Raw genomic sequence first — 19,241 nt, forward strand, 5'->3', positions numbered from 1 at the left:
TCAGCGGTTTACCTGGGCATACAACGTCGAGCTCATGCCGAACAGCTTGATGAAGCCTTCGGCTTCTTCCACGCCCCAGTCGGCCGACTGCGCGTAGGTGGCACCCTTGGTGTTGAGCAGGTGCGGCGACTTCACCGCCACCGCGTCGACGCGGCCGCCACGGGTTTCCAGCACCACTTCGCCGTTGACCTTGGCCTGCGAGGACTTCAGGAACGCTTCGATGTCGGTCTTCAGCGGGTCGTGGTAGAAGCCTTCGTACACCAGCTCCACCCACTTGCGCGCCACGTCGGGCTTGAAGCGGTTCTGCTGCTTGGTCAGCACGGCGTCTTCCAGCGCGCGGTGCGCGGTCAGCAGCGAGACCAGGCCCGGCGCTTCGAACACGATGCGGCCCTTCAGGCCGATCACGGTGTCGCCGGTGTAGACGCCACGGCCCACGCCGTACGGCGCGAACAGCTTGTTGAGCTGGGCCAGGATCTGCTCGCCCGGCAGCGCCTGGCCGTTCAGTTCAACCGCTTCGCCTTCGACGAACTTCAGGGTGACGTTGAGCGCCGCTTCCGGCCACTCGCTGCGCGGTGCGCACCAGCCACGGGCGCCTTCGCCCGGGGCTTCCCAACGGTCGATCTCGCCGCCGGACATGGTCAGGCCGAGCAGGTTTTCGTTGATGGTGTAGGCCTGCTGCTTGGCGCGCACGCCGAAGCCGCGCTCTTCCAGGTACTTCTGCTCGTAGGCGCGGGTCTGGGTGTGTTCCTTCTGGATTTCACGGATCGGCGCGACGATCTGGTAGTCGCCCAGCGCCTTCACCGCCAGGTCGAAGCGGACCTGGTCGTTGCCCATGCCGGTGCAGCCGTGGGCGATGATGTTGGTGCCCAGTTCGGCGGCGCGCTTGAGCGCGGCGTCGACGATCAGGTAACGATCGGAAACCAGCAGCGGGTACTGGCCCTGGTAGCCTTCGCCGGCCCATACGAACGGCTTGACGAAGCCGGCCCAGATGGCCGGGCCGCCGTTGACGGTGACGTGGCTGGACACGCCCAGCTCGGCGGCGCGCTTTTCGATGAAATCGCGCTCTTCGTCATCCACGCCGCCGGTGTCGGCGAACACGGTGTGCACGTTGTAGCCGCGCTCCTGCAAGTAGGGCACGCAGAAGCTGGTGTCGAGTCCGCCGGAGAAAGCCAGGACGATGTCTTTGTTGGTGGTCATGGGGGTGTGGCTCTAATGGATGGAATGTGGGATTGCGTGGGCCGGCCAACGGCCGGCGCTACCGGGTAGTGCCGGGCTCTGCCCGGCACCCGTTGAAATCAGCGGCCGGCTACGGCAGCCATGATGGCCTTCTGCACGTGCAGGCGGTTTTCGGCTTCGTTGATCGCGATGCACTGCGGCGAGTCCATCACCGCGTCGGTGGCCTTGACGTTGCGGCGCAGCGGCAGGCAGTGGCTGAACACACCGTTGTTGGTCAGCGCCATCTTTTCTTCGTCGACGATGAAGTGCTTGTACTGGTCGCGAATGGGCTTCTCCGGTTCCCAGTTGCCGAAGAACGGCAGCGCGCCCCAGCTCTTGGCATAGACCACGTCGGCGCCGCTGTAGGCGCTTGCGATGTCGTGGCTGATCTTCAGCGAACCGCCGTTCTCGGCCACGTTCTGCTCGGCCCAGCCCATGTAGCGGTCGTCGAGGATGTAGTCGGCGGTCGGGCACAGCAGGGTCACGTCCATGCCCATGCGGGTGGCGATGGTCAGCGCCGAGTTGGCCACGGCGGTGTTCAGCGGCTTGGGGTGGTAGGTCCAGGTCAGCACGTACTTCTTGCCGCGCAGGTCCTGGGTACCGAAATGTTCCTGCAGCGCCATCACGTGGGCCAGTTCCTGGCACGGGTGGGTGATGGTTTCCATGTTGATCACCGGCACCGGCGAGTACTTGGCGAAGCTGTTGAGCACGATGTCCTGGCGGTCGTAGGCCCAGTCCACGAACTTGGGGAAGGCGCGCACGGCGATGATGTCGCAGTAGCGGCCCAGCACCTTGGCCACTTCGGCGATGTGCTCTTCGGTGTCGCCGTCCATCACGGTGCCCAGGTTGAACTCGATCGGCCACGCGTCCTTGCCCGGCTGCAGCACCACCGCGTGCGCGCCCAGCTGGAACGCGCCCAGCTCGAAGCTGGTGCGGGTGCGCATGGACGGGTTGAAGAACACCAGGGCAATGGACTTGCCCTTGAGCTGATCGCCCAGCTTGTTGCGCTTGAACAATGCGGCCTGGGTCAGCAGGGCATCGAGTTCGGGGCGGCTCCAGTCCTGGGTGTTCAGGAAGTGCTTCAGGGACATCGGGTGATCCTTTGAGGCGGGCGTTTAGAGGAAAGGGATGGAAAAAACGTACAGATGAAACTTTTCAGAACGTAGAAACGAAAAAACCCAGCCGGGAGGCTGGGTTTTCCGAACAGACAGCACGAAGCTCCGGTTACCCAGCGAAAATGTGGGGTTCCGGTCGGCGGGCACGCGACGTCATGCCCGTAGCCATACGGGCGGCGCTGGTGTCGTGCTGGAAGTCGGTGAGTTTCATGGCCGCCCATCTTTGCATGCGTGGGGGGTGGGTGCAATACCCGGGGTCACGGATTGGCGGCGCTGGCCTGCTCGGGGCCGACCCACGGGGTGATGGACACCCGGATCTTGAGCCGGTTGCCGGGGTCTTCGGGCAGCCGCGAGCGGTACTTGGTGCCCTTGTAGACGTAATCGACGTCATAGGCGATCGGCCGGCGGAACTCGCGCCCGACCGGGATGATACGGCAGTCGCGGGTCAGCAGCGGGCCGGTGTTGCTGGCCGGGGCCTCGGCCACGGGGGCCATCCCTTCCTCGACGCTGCCGTCTTCACGCTTGAAGATCGAGCGGACCGAATCCATGAAGCGGCCGAAGCGGCCCTTCTCTTCCTGCGGCTCTTCGCCGGTGACGTTGACCGGGGCCAGGGTCCGGGTCGAGACCGGCTCGCAGTGTTCTTCGGTGCGGGTGGCCCGCAGGGTCTGGAACACCGGTTCCACGTTGAGCACCTGCGCGTAGTCGAACTTGACGTTCTCCACGATCACCACCCGGTTACGGACCTCGGCTTCCTGGGCGCACGCCACGGAGGCGGCGCTACCCAACAGGCAGGTCAGGGTCAGCAACGAAGCGGATTTCATTGGCAACAGGATTGGGGACAAGGGGGATAGTGTAGGCAGTGACAGGCACAAGGGGCTGAACATTACCCGTCCGCGACGCATCTGCCCATCCCGGAGGGACCGATTCCGACCCGGGCGCGGGGCCGGGCCGCCGCAGGCGGCCGATGTGATCTAAAATCGAAGGCTTGCCCCCTACTCCCCCCGGCCCTACGCCCCCATGACCCTGCGCCTGCACAACAACCTGACACGCCAGCTCGAACCGTTCACCCCGCTCGATCCGACCTGTCCGACCCTGTATGTGTGCGGCCCCACGGTCTACAACTACGTGCACATCGGCAACGCGCGCGGGCCGGTGGTGTTCGGGGTGCTGGCCGACCTGCTGCGGCGCCGCTTCGGCGGGCTGCGCTACGCCCGCAACATCACCGACGTGGACGACAAGATCAACACGGCCGCGCGCGAGCAGGCGGTGCCGATCTCGACGATCACCGACCGCTTCGCCGCGGCCTACCGGGAAGACATGGCCGCGCTGGGCGTGGTGCCGCCGGACATCGAGCCGGAAGCGACCGCGCACATCCCGCAGATCATCGCGATGATCGAGCAGCTGATCGCCACCGACCACGCCTACGCGGCCGAGGGCCACGTGCTGTTCGCGGTGGCCTCGTTCGCCGAGTACGGCAAGCTCTCCAACCGCGACCCGGAGGAAATGCTGGCCGGGGCCCGGGTGGACGTGGCGCCGTACAAGCGCGACCCGGGCGATTTCGTGCTGTGGAAGCCCTCCAGCGACGACCTGCCGGGCTGGGAGTCGCCCTGGGGCCGGGGCCGCCCGGGCTGGCACATCGAGTGCTCGGCGATGGCCGCGGCGCACCTGGGCCCGACCATCGATATCCATGCCGGCGGGGTGGACCTGCAGTTCCCGCACCATGAGAACGAGATCGCGCAGAGCGAGTGCGCGCACGGCGGGCAGACCTTCGCCCGGTTCTGGCTGCACAACGGCATGCTCAACTTCGGCGGTGCCAAGATGAGCAAGTCGATCGGAAATATTGAACGGGTCCACGACCTGGTCCGCCAGCATGCGCCGGAGGCGCTGCGCTATGCGCTGCTGTCGGCGCATTACCGGCAGCCGCTGGACTGGTCGGATGCGCTGATCGAGCAGTCGGTGCGCACGCTGGACCGGCTGTACGGCACGCTGCGCGACCTGGCCGACGTGGCCGCGACCCCGGTCATTCCGGCGGAAGTCGAGGCGGCGCTGGACGACGATCTGAACACCCCGCAGGCGCTGGCCGAGCTGGCCCGCCTGGCGGGTGAGGCGCGCCGTGCCGGGGATGCCGACAAGGCTGCACTGAAGGCGGCCCTGCTGGGCGCCGGGCAGGCGCTGGGGCTGCTGCAGCAGGACCCGGCGGCGTGGTTCGGCACCAGCGGTGGCGAGGCCGGCGACGATGCGCGGATCCAGGCGCTGATCGACGAGCGCGGCGCGGCCAAGGCGGCGCGCGATTTCGCCCGGGCCGACGCACTGCGCCGGCAGCTGGACGAGGAAGGCATCGTGCTGGAAGACACCGCGCAGGGCGTGCGCTGGTCGCGCAAACGATAAGAAGCCACCCGACCAGCGGTCGGGTGTTACACAATATCTTGAGAATGACGTGATCGACTCCCCGTTCCCGATTGAACCCACTGCTGCCGAGGCGCAGGCCGCCATTGCCGAGGAATTCGCGTTCTTCGGCGACTGGTCGGAGCGTTACCAGTACCTGATCGACCTGGGCCGCAAGCTGCCCGCCTTCCCGGAAGAGTGGAAGACGGAGGAGCACCGGCTGCTCGGCTGCCAGTCGATGGTGTGGATCGTGCCGGAAGGCAACGCCGATGCGCTGCGCTTCCACGCGATCAGCGATTCGGCGATCGTGTCGGGCCTGATCTATCTGGCGCTTCGGGTGTACTCGGGGCGTTCGGCGGCGGAGATCCTGGCCACGGAGCCGACCTACATCCAAGACATCGGGCTGTCGCGGCACCTGTCGCCGACGCGCAGCAACGGGGTGGCGGCGATGCTGGCGTTCATCCGTGAGACGGCGCAGGCGCAGTCGGCGTCGTGAGTTCGCCTGCCCCTTCGGAGCCCGCCGAAAGCGCGCTGGGCCTGCTGCGTCGTCCGGGTTTTTCGCTGCTGCTGGCGTACCGGATCCTGGCGATGCTGTCCTATCAGATCGTGGCGGTGACGGTCGGCTGGCATATCTACGAGGTCACGCGGAATCCGTTCTCGCTGGGACTGGTGGGGCTGGCGGAGGTGCTGCCGTTCTTCTGCGTGGCGCCGTTCGCGGGCTATCTGGTGGACCACCTGCCGCGTCGGAAGCTGGGCATGGTGGCGTGCAGCGGGCTGGTGCTGACGGCGGTGGTGCTGACGGCGGTGGCGGAGGGCTGGCTGCCGTTCAACGGGGTGTGGCCGATCTATGCGGCGGTGGCGATGACGGGCATGGTCCGGGCGTTCCTGTCGCCGATCTACAACGCGTTGTTTGCGCGGGTGCTGGAACGGCACCAGTTCGCGCGCGGTGCGGGGCTGGGTTCGGTGGTGTTCCAGGCGGGCATGGTGGTGGGCCCGGCACTGGGCGGGCTGCTGGTGGCCTGGGGCGGCAAGAGCCTGTCGTACGGGGTGGCGGTGGTAGCGGCGCTGGCGGCGCTGGGCTGCCTGGCGACGCTGCGGGTGTCCGAGCCGGTGCACACGGGTCCGGCGGCGCCGATCTTCAAGAGCATCGCGGAGGGCGGGCGCTTCGTGCTGGGCAACCGGATCATGGTCGGCGCGATGGCGCTGGACATGTTCTCGGTGCTGCTGGGCGGGGTGGTGGCGATGCTGCCGGCGTTCCTGCACGAGATCCTGCACCACGGTCCGGAAGGGCTGGGCATCCTGCGCGCGGCGCCGGCGCTGGGTTCGGTATGCGTGGGCCTGTGGCTGGCGCGCCGGCCGCTGCAGCGCAATGCGGGGCGGGTGCTGTTGTTCGCGGTGGCGGGGTTCGGCTTGTGCGTGATCGGGTTCGGACTGTCGCACAGCTTCTGGCTGTCGGCGGTGATCCTGCTGTTCTACGGGGCGTTCGACGGAGTGTCGGTGGTGATCCGCTCTACGATCCTGCAGTTGGCCACGCCGGAAGAAATGCGCGGGCGGGTGTCGTCGATCAACGGCATTTTCATCAGTTCGTCGAACGAACTGGGCGCGTTCTACGCGGGCACCATGGCCAAGCTGCTCGGCCTGGTCCCGGCGGTCGTACTGGGCGGGTTTGCGGTGTTGAGCGTGGCCGGCATTACTGCCTGGAAGAACCCGACCCTGCGACGGTTGAATCTGCGCGACCTGCAGTAGCGCGCGCGCCCGTGGGTTTGCAAGCAGCCTGGTAGAGCCGGGCCCTGCCCGGCTGCTGTTGGACTCAGGCGAACAGCCGCCGCCTGCGCGGTTTCCCTGGTCAGGGCCGTCGGGTGCGGGTTTGTGGGGGACGCCGTAAATACATCCATGTAGGCTCATCGCCGCATCCATGCGGCTCGTGCCCCCTCAAACCCACCCCCGCCGACCCTCCGACAGTCGATCGGTGGCCACGGGAAAGGCGCAAAAAAAACCCGGCCATGGCCGGGTTTTTCGTTTCAATCAACTGCGACCTGGGATCAGTCGCCCTGCTGCTTCTGCAGGTGTTCCCAGCGTTCCTGGGCGTCGATGGTGCGTTCGGCGGTCAGGCGCGCTTCGAGGCGGTCCAGGCCGATTTCTTCGCCGGTGTCGACGCAGTAGCCGTACTCGCCGTCTTCCAGGCGCTTGAGCGTGCTGTTGATCTTGGAGATCAGCTTGCGGTAACGATCGCGGGTGCGCAGTTCCAGCGAGTTTTCGGTCTCGCGGGTGGCGCGCTCGGCTTCGTCGCCGATGTCGCGCACTTCTTCCTGCAGGTTGGCGATGGTCTGCTTGGACTCTTCGATCAGCTCATTGCGCCAGACCAGCAGACGCTGGCGGAAGTACTCCAGCTGCAGCGGGCTCATGTACTCCTCTTCCGGGCTCGGCTTGTAGCCGGCCGGCAGGATCGGGCGGCCAGTGGCCTCGTCGGTCTTGTATTCCACCACTTTCACCTTGGTGCGCGGGGCCGGTGCGGCCGAACGGGCAGCCACGGCCACGGCGACCTTGCCAACCGGACGCGACACGGGCTTGGGAGCGGATTCGGTTTTCACGGGAGTTTTTGCAGGCGATTTCGAAACGGGCACGGGATTCTTGTTTTGCGGGGCCTTCGGGGCGGGGGCGGCCGCTACCGGCTTCGGCGCGGCGGCCGGAGCGGGAGCAGGCTTGGCCGCGGCCTTGGCCGGGACAGACTTGGCCGGGGCCGGCGATGCCGGCTTCGGTGCGGACTTCACTACGGGTGCTGCAACCGGCTTGGCAGCCGGCTTGGTGGCGGCAGGCTTGCTGGCCGGCTTGGCCGGTGCAGGCTTGGCAGCCGCCTTTTTCACCGGCGCGGACTTGGCCGCCGGTGGGGTCGTTTTCTTGGCCGTGGTCTTGCTGGCCGGTGCGGCGGCCTTTTTCACCGGGGTCTTGGCGACCGGCTTCTTGGCTGCCGCGGTCTTGGCGACGGCCTTCTTTGCGGCCGGCTTGGCAACAGGCTTCGGCGCTGCCTTCTTGACCGGCGCCTTGGCGACCGGCTTCTTGGCAACGGCCTTCTTCACCGCCTTGGCCGGCGCCTTGGCGGCCGCCTTCTTCGCAGGTGCCGGCTTGGCGGCCGGTTTTTTGGCAACAGGCTTGGCCGCCAACTTCTTTACAACGGGCTTGGCGGTTTTCTTGGCGGCCTTGACGGCCTTCTTTGCAATTTTTTTAGCAGCCACGAAACGCTCTTCCTTGGTTTCCCCGGGGCCCGGGAAAGCGGGCCTTTATAGCCTACCCGACCAGCAGCAGCAACCTCTTCACCCACTCCGTTCAGGCCTGGAGTCTGGCGGGGGTTCCCGAGCTGCGCAGTTCGGAACCTGACCCGGCGATGGCGCCGGGGCGGCCCGCCGCGCCTGCGCGCGGACGGGTCCAACACCCCATCCTGCGACAAATGCGGCCTTCATGCCAACTGCTCTAAGATTGGGGGGTGATCTCCCACCTGCTCATCGCCCTGTTGCGCTTCTACAAGCGCTTCATCAGCCCCCTGCTCGGGCCGCGCTGCCGGTTCGTGCCCAGTTGTTCTGAATACGCCATGCAGGCCATCGCCACGCATGGTCCCGCGCGCGGCAGCTGGCTGGCCGCGCGCCGGCTGGGGCGCTGCCACCCCTTCCATCCCGGTGGCGTGGACGAGGTGCCGCCGCGCACCGCGCACGCCGATTGCCGCTGCACAGGAAAACACTGAAATGCCCTCCACGCTCATCGTCAACGCCCGCATGGTCAACGAAGGCCGCGTCTTCAACGGCGACCTGCGCATCGAAAACGGACGCATCGCGCAGATCGGCACCGGCCTGCAGCCGCAGGACGGCGACCAGGTGGTCGACGCGGCCGGGCGCTGGCTGCTGCCCGGGATGATCGACGACCAGGTCCATTTCCGCGAACCGGGCCTGACCCACAAGGGCGACATCGCTACCGAGTCGGCCGCGGCCGTGGCCGGGGGCCTGACCAGCTTCATGGACATGCCCAACACCAACCCGCCGACCCTCAACGCGGCCGCCCTGCAGGCCAAGTACGACTCCGCTGCCGGTCGTGCGCGCGCCAACTACGGCTTCTACATGGGTGCCAGCAATGACAACCTGGAAGACGTCAAACTCATCGACCCGCTGACCACGCCGGGCGTCAAGGTGTTCATGGGCGCCTCCACCGGCAACATGCTGGTAGACAACCCCGAGACGCTGGACGCGATCTTCAAGTTCGCGCCGACCCCGATCATCACGCACTGCGAAGACACGCCGATGATCGACGCCAACGCCAAGGTGTACGCCGAGAAGTACGGCGATGCGCTGAGCGCGGAGCAGCACCCGGACATCCGTTCGCGCGAGGCCTGCCTGAAGTCGTCGGTGCTGGCCGTTTCGCTGGCGAAGAAGCACGGCACCCGCCTGCACGTGCTGCACATTTCCACCGCCGACGAGCTGTCGCTGTTCGAGAAGGGCCCGCTGGTGCGCGCCGACGGCAGCCGCAAGCAGATCACCGCCGAAACCTGCATCCACTTCCTGCGCTTCGACCGCAGCGACTACGCGCGGCTGGGCAACCTGATCAAGTGCAACCCGGCGATCAAGGAAGCCAGCGACCGCGAGGCACTGACCCGCGCGGTGGCCGAGGACGTGATCGACGTGCTCGCCACCGACCACGCCCCGCACACCTGGGAAGAGAAGCAGAAGCCGTACCCGCAGGCGCCGTCGGGCCTGCCGCTGGTGCAGTACGCGCTGGTGGCGGCACTGGAACTGGTGCACGAGGGCAAGCTGGAGATCACCCAGGTGGTGCAGAAGTTCGCGCACGCCCCGGCCCAGCTGTTCGACGTGAGCCAGCGCGGCTATCTGCGCGAAGGCTACTGGGCCGACCTGGTGCTGGTGGAAGACGTGCCGTTCACCGTGAAGCGCGAGGACGTGCTGTCCAAGTGCGGCTGGTCGCCGTTCGAGGGCATGACCTTCCGCTCGCGGATCGCCTCGACCTGGGTCAACGGCCAGCTGGCCTGGGACGGCACCCATCTGGTGGGCGCGCCGAACGGCCAGCGCATGAGCTACGACCGCTGATGCGGGCACGTGTTCTGGGCCTGGGGCTGGTGCTGCTGGCCCCGGTTGCCGCGCTGGCGCTGCTGCCCTCGCCCGCCGTGGCCCAGGCCGATGCGCGCGTGGTGTTTCCAGCCAGCGCCTCGCAGGGTGCGATGGTGATCGGCAAGGTGCCGGCCGGCAGCGTGGTCCGCTATGACGGGCGCACGCTGCGGGTGAGCGGCTATGGCAGCGTGGTGTTCGGGATCGGCCGCGACGCGCAGGGACCGCTGCAGGTGCAGGTGCAGCGCCCCGATGGGGGCAGCGAAACGGTGAGCATCGCGGTGACCCCGCGCGACTGGCCGGTGGAGCGCGTCAACGGCGTGCCGCCGAAGACCGTGAATCCGCCGCCGGCGATTGCCGAACGGATCAAGCGCGAACAGGCGCTGGTCACCGCCGCGCGTGCGCGCGACGACAACCGCACCGACTTCGCGCAGGCCTTCATCTGGCCGGTGCAGGGGCGGATCAGCGGTCGCTTCGGCAATGCGCGGGTGTACAACGGCCAGCCCGGCTCGGGTCATTCGGGCATGGATATCGCGGTGCCGACCGGTACGCCGGTGAAGGCACCGGCGGCGGGCGTGGTGACGTTCGCGGGGCCGGATCTTTACCTGACCGGCGGCACCTTGTTGCTCGACCACGGGTTCGGGATCAGCTCGAATTTCCTGCACCTGTCGCGGATCGACGTGAAGGTGGGCGACCGGGTCGAACAGGGCCAGGTAATTGCCGCCGTCGGCGCCACCGGTCGTGCCACCGGCCCGCACCTGCATTGGGGCATGAACTGGTTCGACACGCGCATCGACCCGTTGTTGGTGCTTGAACGCGGGAAGTAATCGAGTGGTCGCTCCGGCGGCCGCTCACCTGAAATGACCGCTCGCCGGTAGGGTCGGTTCCCAAACGACCGCCGATAACGGTGATCGGTGCGACGAACGCATGACCCACACCGAAATGCGCATTCCGATCAGGGGTCCATGCCCCAACAGAACGATGCACGTTTATCGGCGGTCGTTTGGGAACCGACCCTACCGGCGATGCGTGCGATCGCACGCATGCCAAACCCCGGAATGCCGCAAAAACGCGTGTCGCTTTAACCTCGCGCGGCCCACCAGGTGCGCAGGAGGGTGCGTACCGGCGTCGCTTTGAGCTCCTGCCCATGCGACCACGCCTGCTGGCGGGTGCGGGCCAGGGAGGCGTACAGGCGGCGTGGGCGCGGGCCGGCGACGCGGGCCGGCCAGTTCCGCAGCAGCTGCTGGCCCCAGCGATGGGTGGCATTGCCATCGTCGTCGGCCAGCAACGAACGCGGCACGGCGGCGACGCCGGCTTCGTGCAGGCGCTGGGCCAGGGTCTGCAGCACCACCGGGGTGGCGACGTCACCGCGCGCCGGGGTCTCGAACATCACCGCTTCCACCGCCGCTACCGCCGCGCCATAGGCCTGCAGCGCGCGTTGGGCCTGGGCCGGGTCGACCGGCACTGCGCGCGCTTCGATCAGGTCCGGCAGCGTCTGCGCCAGTTCCGCCCATGGTGCGCGCACCGGCTCCAGCATCCGCCCCAGCGGATGCCGCGAGCGCTGCGCCGACCAGCTGCGCAGTTCTTCGCCCCACCACGCCAGCTTGGCGTCGGCCGGCATCGGGTCGCCGCTGGTGTTGAGGATGTCGTCGAATTCCTGCAGCAGCGAGAACCAGGCCACCACCAGGGTGCGCTGGGCTTCCGGCACGAACGGTTCGGCCACCTGCCATTCCGGCCAGCGGGTGCGCCATTTGTCGAGGAAGCTGTCGAGGGCGGTGGAGGTGGTCATTGCGAGTTCCTTGCCGCCGGCCAGGCGCGCGCATGCTGCAGCTCAGCAGGCTGTTCGACCATGACCTCGGCACCCCAGGCCAGCGGGTTGTCTTCGTCAAGGCGATAGCCCCACAGCGCGGCCACCGAGGCCATGCCGGCGGCGTTGGCGGCGACGATGTCGCGCTCGTCGTCGCCGACGTAGATGCAGGTGCCCGGCGCGATCTGCATGCGCTCGGCGGCGGCCAGCAGCGGCAGCGGATGCGGCTTGCGCTGGGCCAGGGTGTCGCCACCGATCAGCACCGCGCAGCGGGTTTCCCAGCCCAGCTGCGGCAGGATCAGCCGTGCCAGGTACTCGGGCTTGTTGGTGACGATGCCCCACACGCAGCCGGCCGCTTCCAGCGCGTCCAGCATGCCGGCCACGCCGTCGAACAGCACCGCGTGCTGGCCGATCAACGCTTCATAGCGTTGCAGGAATTCGGGAATCAGCGCATCGCGCGGTGCCTGCTCCAGCTCGGGGAAGGCGACCGAGACCATCGCACGGGCGCCCTTGGACACCACCGGGCGCAGTGCGTCCAGCGTGATCGGCGCGCGACCGCGCGCGTCCAGCATGGCGTTGGCGGTGGCCAGCATGTCCGGGGCGCTGTCCAGCAGCGTCCCGTCCAGGTCGAACAGCACGGCGGCCGGGAATGCCGCAGCGGTCGAAGCGATCTCAGACACCGGCGCTGTCTTCCGGCTTGACCGCATGGGCCAGGTAGTTGATGTCGGTACGCGAGCTCAAGCGGGCGCGGTTGCGCCACGGCTCGTAGGCCATGCCGCTGACATCGCGCAGCGTGAAGTCCGCCTCTCGCAGCCACCTGCCCAGCTCGGCCGGCTTGATGAAATCCTGGTAATGGTGCGTGCCCTTGGGCAGCAGGCGCGCGACGTACTCCGCGCCGACGATGGCCACCGCGAACGCGGCCGGGGTGCGGTTGATGGTGGACAGGAACAGCTGGCCACCGGGCTTGAGCAGGCGGTGGCAGGCGGCGATGATCGCGCCCGGGTCCGGTACGTGCTCCAGCATTTCCATGCAGGTGACCACGTCGAAGCTGCCCGGCTGTTCGGCGGCCAGGTCTTCCGCAGCCTGCACGCGGTAGTCCACGCTCACGCCCGACTCCAGCCCGTGCAGGCGCGCCACCTTGACCAGCTCGGGAGCGAGGTCGATGGCGGTCACGTTGGCACCGGCCTGGGCCAGCGCTTCGCTGAGCAGGCCGCCGCCGCAGCCGATGTCGAGCACGCGCGCGCCGCGCAGCGGTGCGCGGTCGGCCACGTACTTCAGGCGCACCGGGTTGAGCGCATGCAGCGGCTTCTGCGGGCCGTCGGCGTCCCACCAGCGGTTGGCGAGCGCGGCGAACTTGTCCAGTTCAGCCTGGTCGAAATTGGTGGAAGCGTGGGGAGCGTTCATGGGGGTCCTCAAACGTTTAGCGGACGTGGCGGATTCGCTCGCGCCACTGGCGGGCGTTGGCCACGAGGGCGGCAGTGTCCATGCCGACCAGCTCGCGCTGGACCAGCTTGGGCTGCCCGGCGATCCACACGTCGCTGACCTGGTGGCGGCCGGCGGCGTACACCAGCTGCGAGAGCACGTGGTGCAGCGGCTGGGTTTCCAGCGCCGACAGGTCCACGCAGACCAGGTCGGCCTGCTTGCCCACTTCGATCGAGCCGATGCGGTCGCCGAAGCCCAGCGCGCGGGCGCCGCCCAGGGTAGCCGCACGCAGCGTGGTCGCCGCGTCCAGCGCGGTGGCGTCGTTGGCCACAGCCTTGGCCAGGATCGCCGCGGTGCGGTTCTCGCTGAACATGTCCAGGTCGTTGTTGCTGGCGCAGCCGTCGGTGCCGATCGCCAGGTTGACCCCGGCGCGCTGCAACGCGCAGGCCGGGCAGAAGCCGGAGGCCAGCTTCAGGTTGGATTCGGGGCAATGCACCACGCTGACGCCGCGCTCGGCGCACAGGTGGATTTCCGCTTCGGTGAGCTGGGTCATGTGCACCGCGATCAGGCGGTCGTTGACCAGGCCGAGGCGGTCCAGGCGCGCCAGCGGGCGCTGGCCGTGCAGCTTGATCGAGTCGCTGATCTCCTGCGCGGTTTCATGCGTGTGCAGGTGCACCTGCATGTCCAGCTGGTCGGACAGCATGCGCACGCGTTCGAAGTTGGCGTCGTTGACGGTGTACGGCGCGTGCGGGGCGAACGAGGTGCCGATCAGCGGGTCGTTGCGCCACTGGTCGTGCAGTTCGCCGGCCTTGGCGAAGTACTCGTCGTCGCTCTTGGCCCAGGCGGTGGGGAAATCGATGATCACCGCGCCGACCAGCGCACGGAACCCGTGCTGCTTGTACACGGCGGCCTGGACGTCGGCGAAGAAGTAGTTTTCGTTGGCGCAGGTGGTGCCACCGCGCAGCATTTCGGCAATCGCCAACGTGGTGCCGTCGGCGACGAATTCGGGGCCGATCACCGCCGCTTCCACCGGCCAGATGTGCTGCTGCAGCCAAACCATCAGCGGCAGGTCGTCGGCAACGCCGCGCAGCAGGGTCATCGGGTTGTGGGTGTGCGCGTTGACCAGGCCCGGCATCAGCGCCGCGTCCGGGCGCGAGACGGTCTGCTTCGGGGCGAAGCGCGCGCGCGCTTCGGCACGCGGCAGGATCGCGACGATTTCGCTGCCGCGCACGGCCACGGCATGGTCTTCCAGCACCACCGCATGCGGTTCGATCGGGACCACGTAGCCGGCTTCGATCAGCAGGTCACAGGGTTCGGGAATGCGGGGGGTGTCGGTCATGCGGGCTCGCTTTTTCGATGAATCATTACGACAGCGCCGGGCCAAGCCCGGCGCCGCCGACATTCGACCGGGGTCGAATTATTTCGCAGCGCGTGCGGAGTATTCGCCCGAGCGGGTGTCGACCTTGATGATTTCATCCTGGTTGACGAACAGCGGCACGCGGACCACGGCGCCGGTTTCCAGGGTGGCCGGCTTGCCGCCGCCGCCGGAGGTGTCGCCACGGACGCCCGGGTCGGTTTCGGTGATCTTCAGTTCCACGAAGTTCGGCGGCTGCACGAAGATCGGCTCGCCGTTCCACAGGGTGACGATGCAGGACTCTTCGCCCTTCAGCCACTTGTCGGCGCCGCCCATGCCGGCCTTGGTGGCCTGGACCTGCTCGAAGGACTCCGGGTCCATGAAGTGCCAGTACTCGCCGTCGGTGTACATGTAGTTCATGTTGGTGTCGACAACGTCGGCCTTCTCCACGTCATCGGTCGCCTTCATGGTCATTTCGACCACGCGGCCCGACTTGATGAAGCGGTACTTCATACGGGTGAAGGCCTGGCCCTTGCCCGGCTTGACGTACTCGGTCTCGGTGATGACCGCCGGTTCATTGTTGACCAGGATCTTCATCCCGTTCTTGACGTCGTTCATGCCAACAGTGGCCATGCTGAAACTCCTGAATGGGCAAACGCCGCGCGGGCGCGGCGAGCCGGATAGAATGGAAAGGCTTTCCCTATGATAACCGCAGGCCCCCATTCCATGCAGCTTTCCGCCACGCCCCTGCCCACCCCCGTCCGCTGGCAGCAGCTGTGGCGCGAGGCGGTCCGCGACCCGCGCGCCCTGCTGGAACAGCTGGGGCTGGACCCGGACGCGCTGCCGCTGTCGGGTGAGGCCGCCGCACAGTTCGCGCTGCGGGTGCCGCAGGGCTTCATTGCCCGGATGCGCAAGGGCGACCGCCACGACCCGCTGCTGCGCCAGGTGCTGCCGGTGACCGACGAGCTGCAGCACGCGCCCGGCTTCACCCTGGACGCGGTGGGCGACGGGCTGGCGCGCAAGGCCACCGGGGTGATCCAGAAGTACCACGGCCGCGCCCTGCTGGTGACCACCGGCAGCTGCGCGATCAACTGCCGTTACTGCTTCCGCCGCCATTTCGACTACGGCACCGAGAACGCGGCCCGCGAGGGCTGGCGCGAGGCGGTGGACGCCATCGGCCAGGACCCGGGGATCGACGAGGTGATCCTGTCCGGCGGCGACCCGCTGTCGCTGGCCACCCACAAGCTGGTCGAGCTGACCCAGGCGCTGAAGCAGATTCCGCACCTGCGCCGGCTGCGCATCCACAGCCGCCTGCCGGTGGTGCTGCCCGAACGCGTGGATGACGAGCTGGTGCAGTGGATCGCCGGGCTGCCGTGGCCGGTGGCGTTCGTGATCCACGCCAACCACGCCAATGAGTTCGATGGCGCGGTGGATGCGGCGATGGCGCGCCTGCGCGCCGCCGGCGCCACCCTGCTCAACCAGGCGGTGCTGCTGCGCGGGGTGAATGATTCGCTGCAGGCGCTGCAGGACCTGAGCGAGCGCAGTTTTGCTGCGGGCGTGCTGCCGTATTACCTGTACCAGGTGGACCGGGTGCAGGGCGTGGCGCATTTCGAGGTGGACGACGACACGGCCAAGGCGCTCCACGCGCAGCTGACCGCGCGGTTGTCGGGTTATCTGGTGCCGAAATTGGTGCGGGAAATTTCCGGGGATGCGAGCAAACGCCCCGTGTAACCGGGCGCATCAACGCCCGGATTCAATCATCTCCACGACCTCGGTCGCGGTGATCGGCACGCTCAGCCAATAGCCCTGCGCCAGGTCGCAGCCGCGCTGGCTCAGCAGGTCGAACTGCACTTCCTGTTCGATACCCTCGGCCACCACCGTGATGCCCAGTGCATGCGCCATGGCGATGATCGCGGTGGTCAGGGCCAGGTCGTCCGGGTCGCGCTGCATGTCGGCGACGAAGCTCTTGTCGATCTTCACCCCGTCCACCGGTACCTGGCGCAGGTGGCTCAGGCCGGAGAAACCGGTGCCGAAGTCGTCCAGCCATACCTTCACGCCGGTGCGGTGCAGCTTGTCCAGCAGCGCCGCGGCCAGCATTTCATCGCCGATCACCGCCGTTTCGGTCAGCTCCAGGTGCAGGCGCGAGGCCGGCAGGCCGGTGTCGCGCAGGCAGTCGGCCACCAGGGCGGGCAGCTCGCCGCCGCGCAGCTGGCGCGGCGACACGTTGACCGAGACGAACATGCCTTCGCCGTCGACCGAATGCGGCCACTGCACCGCCTCCATGCACGCCGCACGCAGCACCTTGGGCCCGATCACTTCGATCAGGCCGCTCTGCTCGGCCACTTCGATGAATACCGACGGCGGAATGGTGCCCAGGGTCGGGTGCTGCCAGCGCAGCAGCACTTCCACCCCGACCATGCGGCGGTCGCGGGTGCGGAAGATCGGCTGGTAGACCAGGCGCAGCTCGCCGCGCTCCCAGGCGCCGCGCAGCTCCTGCTCCATGTGCACGCGGCGCTCCACCGCATGGTCCATGGCCCGGCTGTAGTAGCGGTAACAGTTCTTGCCGGCGACCTTGGCCTGGTACATGGCGATGTCGCCATTCTTCAGCAGGGTGGTGGCGTCGGCGGCATCGTCGGGGAACAGGGTCACGCCGATCGAGGTGCCCAGGAACAGCTCCCTGCCCTGCACCACCAGCGGCTTGCTCAGTTCGCGCACCAGCAGTTCGGCCAGCTGGCGTGCCCCGGCGGCAACGTCGCCGTCGCCGATCAGGATCACGAACTCGTCGCCGCCAAACCGCGCCAGCAGCGCTTCGTCGCCACCGGCCTGTGCCACCGCCGCGCTGATGCGCTGCGCGAACTGCAGCAGCGCTTCGTCGCCGGCCTCGTGGCCCAGGGTGTCGTTGACCCGCTTGAAGTCGTCCATGTCGGCGAACAGGAGGCCGAGGCGGTGCCCGGAGGCGCGCGCGGCCATCAGCCGGTGGTCCAGCGCCTCACGGAACGCCAGCCGGTTGGTCAGCCCGGTCAGGGCGTCGGTGTAGGCCATGTGCCGCACTTCGCGGTCATGCCGGGCAATCGCTTCGCTCATTCGGCCGAAGGCGCGGACCAGCTCGCCTACTTCGTCCTGGCGGCTGTTGTGGCTGAGCTGCGGGCGGTAGTCGCCGGCCTCGATCTGGCGCGCCGCTGCGGCCAGGCCACGGATCGGCGCGACCAGGGTGCGCTGCACGTAGACGATGACCATCGCACCGATCACCAGCAGCAGGCCGAGCATCAGCAGCAGCCAGCCCAGGTGGCGCTTGCCGACCTGCTGCAGGCGCTCGCCCAGGGTGGTGTTGGCGCGCTGCTCCATCGCCTGCACGTCGTCCAGCGCCATGCCGACGCGGACCCCGCCGATGCGCTGGTTGCCGACCATGATCGGCATCGCGTTGTCGAGCACCTTGGGCGATTCCTGCACCACCAGCTTGCGCGCGGCCACCGCACCGGGTGCCAGCGGGTCCTGCATGGTCTTGCCGAAGTCGATCACTTCGGTGCTGCCGTCGTGGATCAGCTTGCCGTCTTCGTCGAACACCAGCACATAGCGCACCACCTGCTGCCGCGAGGTATTGCGCACCAGCGCACCGACCTGGGCCAGGTCGTTGTAATAGAGTGGATTGGCCAGCGCGTCGGACAGCTCGCGCGCCAGGGCCTCGCCCCGGCTGCGCACGCTTCGGTCGAACAGCTCATGGATGACGCTGCCGCTGAGGCTCTTGACCTCATCCTGCATCGCCGCCTGGCGCCCCAGCACCACGGCCACGATCGCCACCACCACCACCATCGCCCCGCCCATCGCCAACACGAAACGGGACTGCATTCCGGAACCCAACGGCCTCATTCCACTTCCATCCGCACGCGTGTAAGACCCTGTTTCAATTCATCCAAACGGTGCTGCATCTGCGCATCGACCCGATGGAACCCGGACGTACCAAAAAACTTTTCCAGCGCGTCCTGCGCCTGCGGATCCGAAGCGGCATCCAGCAACACCTGCTGCAACCGGTCGCGCACCTTCGGGTCCAGCCCCGATCGCACCACTTCCACTGCACGCGGGTACGGCTCGGTGCGGAGGATGACGCGGAAATCCCGCCGGAACGTGGCCGGGATGCGGTGTTCGTCCGTCCAGTCGACGCTGCTCACGGCACCGGCGTCGACCACCCCCTTGTGCACGTAGGTGGCGATGTTCGCCTCCGAGCGCGCGAACACGTAGCCCACGGTGTCCGGTGCGGCCGCGTCGCGCGCGGACAACAGGATCTCCGGGGTCAGTCCGTTCTGCAACAGGGTCATCACCGGTACCAGGTAGGCGCTGGTGGAGGCCACGTTCTGCAGGGCCAGGGTGTGGCCCTTGAGGTCGGACAGCGAGGTGATGGGGCTGTCGCGGCGCACGAAGAACACGGTCTGGTAGTCGCGCACGCCGCTGCGTTCGGTCAGCAGCAGCGGCTGGGCGCCACTGCGCAGGCCCAAGGCCACGGCAGTGCCGGCGGTTTCCGTGACCCAGTCGACCCGGCCACGGCGCAGGTAGCTGGCCATCTGCTGCGCATCCGGTGCCATCAGGATGCGGCCTTCGGTGATGCCGACGTCGCGCATGCGCGGGACGACGTAGTCGAGCAGGGGTTGCAGTTGCGCATAGTGTGACTTGGGATTGTCGCTGATCCGGCCCAGTACGAGGACGTTGTCAGGGCCGGCGGCTGCGGTACCGGCCATCAATATGATGCCCAGACACAGCAACCCTCCCTGCAACAGCCATCGCAGAACCGGCAATCCCATTCGCTCCCCCCAAGGAATGGCCACAGCCTACCCGAAAAAGTGAGACGT

At 67.7% G+C, this 19,241-nt stretch carries 18 protein-coding genes; 7 read left to right on the forward strand and 11 right to left on the reverse strand.

Annotated features, from left to right (window positions below; genetic code table 11):
- The 3 genes from HGB51_RS04310 to HGB51_RS04320 form a co-directional block, all read right to left on the reverse strand.
- Window positions 1-1,197, reverse strand: a complete 1,197-nt coding sequence (locus HGB51_RS04310) for an argininosuccinate synthase (protein ID WP_070209248.1) — start codon at window positions 1,195-1,197, stop codon at window positions 1-3.
- 98 nt (window positions 1,198-1,295) lie between these two features.
- Window positions 1,296-2,306 carry an N-acetylornithine carbamoyltransferase gene (locus HGB51_RS04315; protein ID WP_070209249.1) on the reverse strand — a complete coding sequence of 337 codons (1,011 nt, stop codon included), beginning with the start codon at window positions 2,304-2,306 and terminating at the stop codon, window positions 1,296-1,298.
- Between the two features lie 281 nt (window positions 2,307-2,587).
- Window positions 2,588-3,151, reverse strand: a complete 564-nt coding sequence (locus HGB51_RS04320) for a hypothetical protein (protein WP_070209250.1) — start codon at window positions 3,149-3,151, stop codon at window positions 2,588-2,590.
- A gap of 196 nt (window positions 3,152-3,347) precedes the next feature.
- Here HGB51_RS04320 and cysS point away from each other — a divergent pair, with 196 nt between their 5' ends.
- The 3 genes from cysS to HGB51_RS04335 are packed head-to-tail and all read left to right on the forward strand — an operon-like array spanning window position 3,348 to window position 6,461.
- Window positions 3,348-4,718 carry a cysteine--tRNA ligase gene (gene cysS, locus HGB51_RS04325; protein ID WP_070209251.1) on the forward strand — a complete coding sequence of 457 codons (1,371 nt, stop codon included), beginning with the start codon at window positions 3,348-3,350 and terminating at the stop codon, window positions 4,716-4,718.
- 49 nt (window positions 4,719-4,767) lie between these two features.
- Window positions 4,768-5,211, forward strand: a complete 444-nt coding sequence (locus HGB51_RS04330; RefSeq protein WP_070209252.1) for a SufE family protein — start codon at window positions 4,768-4,770, stop codon at window positions 5,209-5,211.
- Window positions 5,208-6,461 carry an MFS transporter gene (locus HGB51_RS04335; RefSeq protein ID WP_070209253.1) on the forward strand — a complete coding sequence of 418 codons (1,254 nt, stop codon included), beginning with the start codon at window positions 5,208-5,210 and terminating at the stop codon, window positions 6,459-6,461. Before HGB51_RS04330 ends, HGB51_RS04335 begins: the two co-directional genes overlap by 4 nt.
- A 296-nt stretch (window positions 6,462-6,757) precedes the next feature.
- On the opposite strand, the gene dksA is transcribed toward HGB51_RS04335, so the two are convergent.
- Window positions 6,758-7,948, reverse strand: a complete 1,191-nt coding sequence (gene dksA, locus HGB51_RS04340; protein ID WP_084739125.1) for an RNA polymerase-binding protein DksA — start codon at window positions 7,946-7,948, stop codon at window positions 6,758-6,760.
- Between the two features lie 248 nt (window positions 7,949-8,196).
- Between dksA and yidD the strand changes: the two genes are divergently transcribed.
- The 3 genes from yidD to HGB51_RS04355 are packed head-to-tail and all read left to right on the forward strand — an operon-like array spanning window position 8,197 to window position 10,644.
- Window positions 8,197-8,451, forward strand: a complete 255-nt coding sequence (yidD, locus tag HGB51_RS04345; RefSeq protein ID WP_070209637.1) for a membrane protein insertion efficiency factor YidD — start codon at window positions 8,197-8,199, stop codon at window positions 8,449-8,451.
- A gap of 1 nt (window position 8,452) precedes the next feature.
- Complete coding sequence (locus HGB51_RS04350; protein WP_070209638.1) at window positions 8,453-9,799, forward strand: dihydroorotase; 1,347 nt, start codon at window positions 8,453-8,455, stop codon at window positions 9,797-9,799.
- The gene (locus tag HGB51_RS04355) at window positions 9,799-10,644 is read left to right on the forward strand and encodes a M23 family metallopeptidase (RefSeq protein ID WP_070209639.1); all 846 of its coding nucleotides are present in this window, start codon (window positions 9,799-9,801) and stop codon (window positions 10,642-10,644) included. The genes HGB51_RS04350 and HGB51_RS04355 overlap by 1 nt, the downstream gene beginning before the upstream one ends.
- A gap of 254 nt (window positions 10,645-10,898) precedes the next feature.
- Here the strand turns inward: HGB51_RS04355 and HGB51_RS04360 are convergent, their stop codons facing one another.
- The 5 genes from HGB51_RS04360 to efp form a co-directional block, all read right to left on the reverse strand.
- Window positions 10,899-11,606 carry a squalene/phytoene synthase family protein gene (locus tag HGB51_RS04360; RefSeq protein ID WP_171966738.1) on the reverse strand — a complete coding sequence of 236 codons (708 nt, stop codon included), beginning with the start codon at window positions 11,604-11,606 and terminating at the stop codon, window positions 10,899-10,901.
- Complete coding sequence (locus HGB51_RS04365; protein WP_256123638.1) at window positions 11,603-12,304, reverse strand: phosphoglycolate phosphatase; 702 nt, start codon at window positions 12,302-12,304, stop codon at window positions 11,603-11,605. Before HGB51_RS04365 ends, HGB51_RS04360 begins: the two co-directional genes overlap by 4 nt.
- A complete protein-coding gene (gene ubiG / locus HGB51_RS04370; RefSeq protein WP_070209429.1) occupies window positions 12,297-13,028 on the reverse strand; it encodes a bifunctional 2-polyprenyl-6-hydroxyphenol methylase/3-demethylubiquinol 3-O-methyltransferase UbiG in 732 nt (243 codons plus the stop codon). Before ubiG ends, HGB51_RS04365 begins: the two co-directional genes overlap by 8 nt.
- Before the next feature lie 16 nt (window positions 13,029-13,044).
- Complete coding sequence (locus HGB51_RS04375) at window positions 13,045-14,385, reverse strand: TRZ/ATZ family hydrolase (protein WP_070209428.1); 1,341 nt, start codon at window positions 14,383-14,385, stop codon at window positions 13,045-13,047.
- 78 nt (window positions 14,386-14,463) lie between these two features.
- Window positions 14,464-15,033, reverse strand: coding sequence for an elongation factor P (gene efp, locus HGB51_RS04380; protein WP_070209427.1), 570 nt, complete (start codon window positions 15,031-15,033; stop codon window positions 14,464-14,466).
- 93 nt (window positions 15,034-15,126) lie between these two features.
- Here efp and epmB point away from each other — a divergent pair, with 93 nt between their 5' ends.
- The gene (epmB, locus tag HGB51_RS04385) at window positions 15,127-16,131 is read left to right on the forward strand and encodes an EF-P beta-lysylation protein EpmB (RefSeq protein ID WP_070209426.1); all 1,005 of its coding nucleotides are present in this window, start codon (window positions 15,127-15,129) and stop codon (window positions 16,129-16,131) included.
- A 9-nt stretch (window positions 16,132-16,140) separates the two neighbouring features.
- On the opposite strand, the gene HGB51_RS04390 is transcribed toward epmB, so the two are convergent.
- Entirely contained in the window at window positions 16,141-18,267 is a 2,127-nt protein-coding gene (locus tag HGB51_RS04390) for an EAL domain-containing protein (protein WP_070209425.1), read from the reverse strand.
- On the reverse strand, window positions 18,264-19,193 hold the full coding sequence (locus HGB51_RS04395) for a phosphate/phosphite/phosphonate ABC transporter substrate-binding protein (RefSeq protein WP_084739106.1): 930 nt from the start codon (window positions 19,191-19,193) through the stop codon (window positions 18,264-18,266). Before HGB51_RS04395 ends, HGB51_RS04390 begins: the two co-directional genes overlap by 4 nt.
- Window positions 19,194-19,241 lie beyond the last annotated feature (48 nt).

Origin of the sequence: Stenotrophomonas bentonitica (genome assembly GCF_013185915.1) — a bacterium.
In the GTDB taxonomy this organism is placed as follows: domain Bacteria; phylum Pseudomonadota; class Gammaproteobacteria; order Xanthomonadales; family Xanthomonadaceae; genus Stenotrophomonas; species Stenotrophomonas bentonitica.

Excerpts from the sequence above, each read along its gene's own strand:
- HGB51_RS04310 (WP_070209248.1), bottom strand. The coding sequence starts at position 1,197 with ATGACCACCAACAAAGACATCGTCCTGGCTTTCTCCGGCGGACTCGAC.
- HGB51_RS04315 (WP_070209249.1), bottom strand. The coding sequence starts at position 2,306 with ATGTCCCTGAAGCACTTCCTGAACACCCAGGACTGGAGCCGCCCCGAA.
- HGB51_RS04320 (WP_070209250.1), bottom strand. The coding sequence starts at position 3,151 with ATGAAATCCGCTTCGTTGCTGACCCTGACCTGCCTGTTGGGTAGCGCC.
- cysS (WP_070209251.1), top strand. The coding sequence starts at position 3,348 with ATGACCCTGCGCCTGCACAACAACCTGACACGCCAGCTCGAACCGTTC.
- HGB51_RS04350 (WP_070209638.1), top strand. The coding sequence starts at position 8,453 with ATGCCCTCCACGCTCATCGTCAACGCCCGCATGGTCAACGAAGGCCGC.
- HGB51_RS04355 (WP_070209639.1), top strand. The coding sequence starts at position 9,799 with ATGCGGGCACGTGTTCTGGGCCTGGGGCTGGTGCTGCTGGCCCCGGTT.
- HGB51_RS04360 (WP_171966738.1), bottom strand. The coding sequence starts at position 11,606 with ATGACCACCTCCACCGCCCTCGACAGCTTCCTCGACAAATGGCGCACC.
- ubiG (WP_070209429.1), bottom strand. The coding sequence starts at position 13,028 with ATGAACGCTCCCCACGCTTCCACCAATTTCGACCAGGCTGAACTGGAC.
- HGB51_RS04375 (WP_070209428.1), bottom strand. The coding sequence starts at position 14,385 with ATGACCGACACCCCCCGCATTCCCGAACCCTGTGACCTGCTGATCGAA.
- efp (WP_070209427.1), bottom strand. The coding sequence starts at position 15,033 with ATGGCCACTGTTGGCATGAACGACGTCAAGAACGGGATGAAGATCCTG.
- epmB (WP_070209426.1), top strand. The coding sequence starts at position 15,127 with ATGCAGCTTTCCGCCACGCCCCTGCCCACCCCCGTCCGCTGGCAGCAG.
- HGB51_RS04390 (WP_070209425.1), bottom strand. The coding sequence starts at position 18,267 with ATGAGGCCGTTGGGTTCCGGAATGCAGTCCCGTTTCGTGTTGGCGATG.
- HGB51_RS04395 (WP_084739106.1), bottom strand. The coding sequence starts at position 19,193 with ATGGGATTGCCGGTTCTGCGATGGCTGTTGCAGGGAGGGTTGCTGTGT.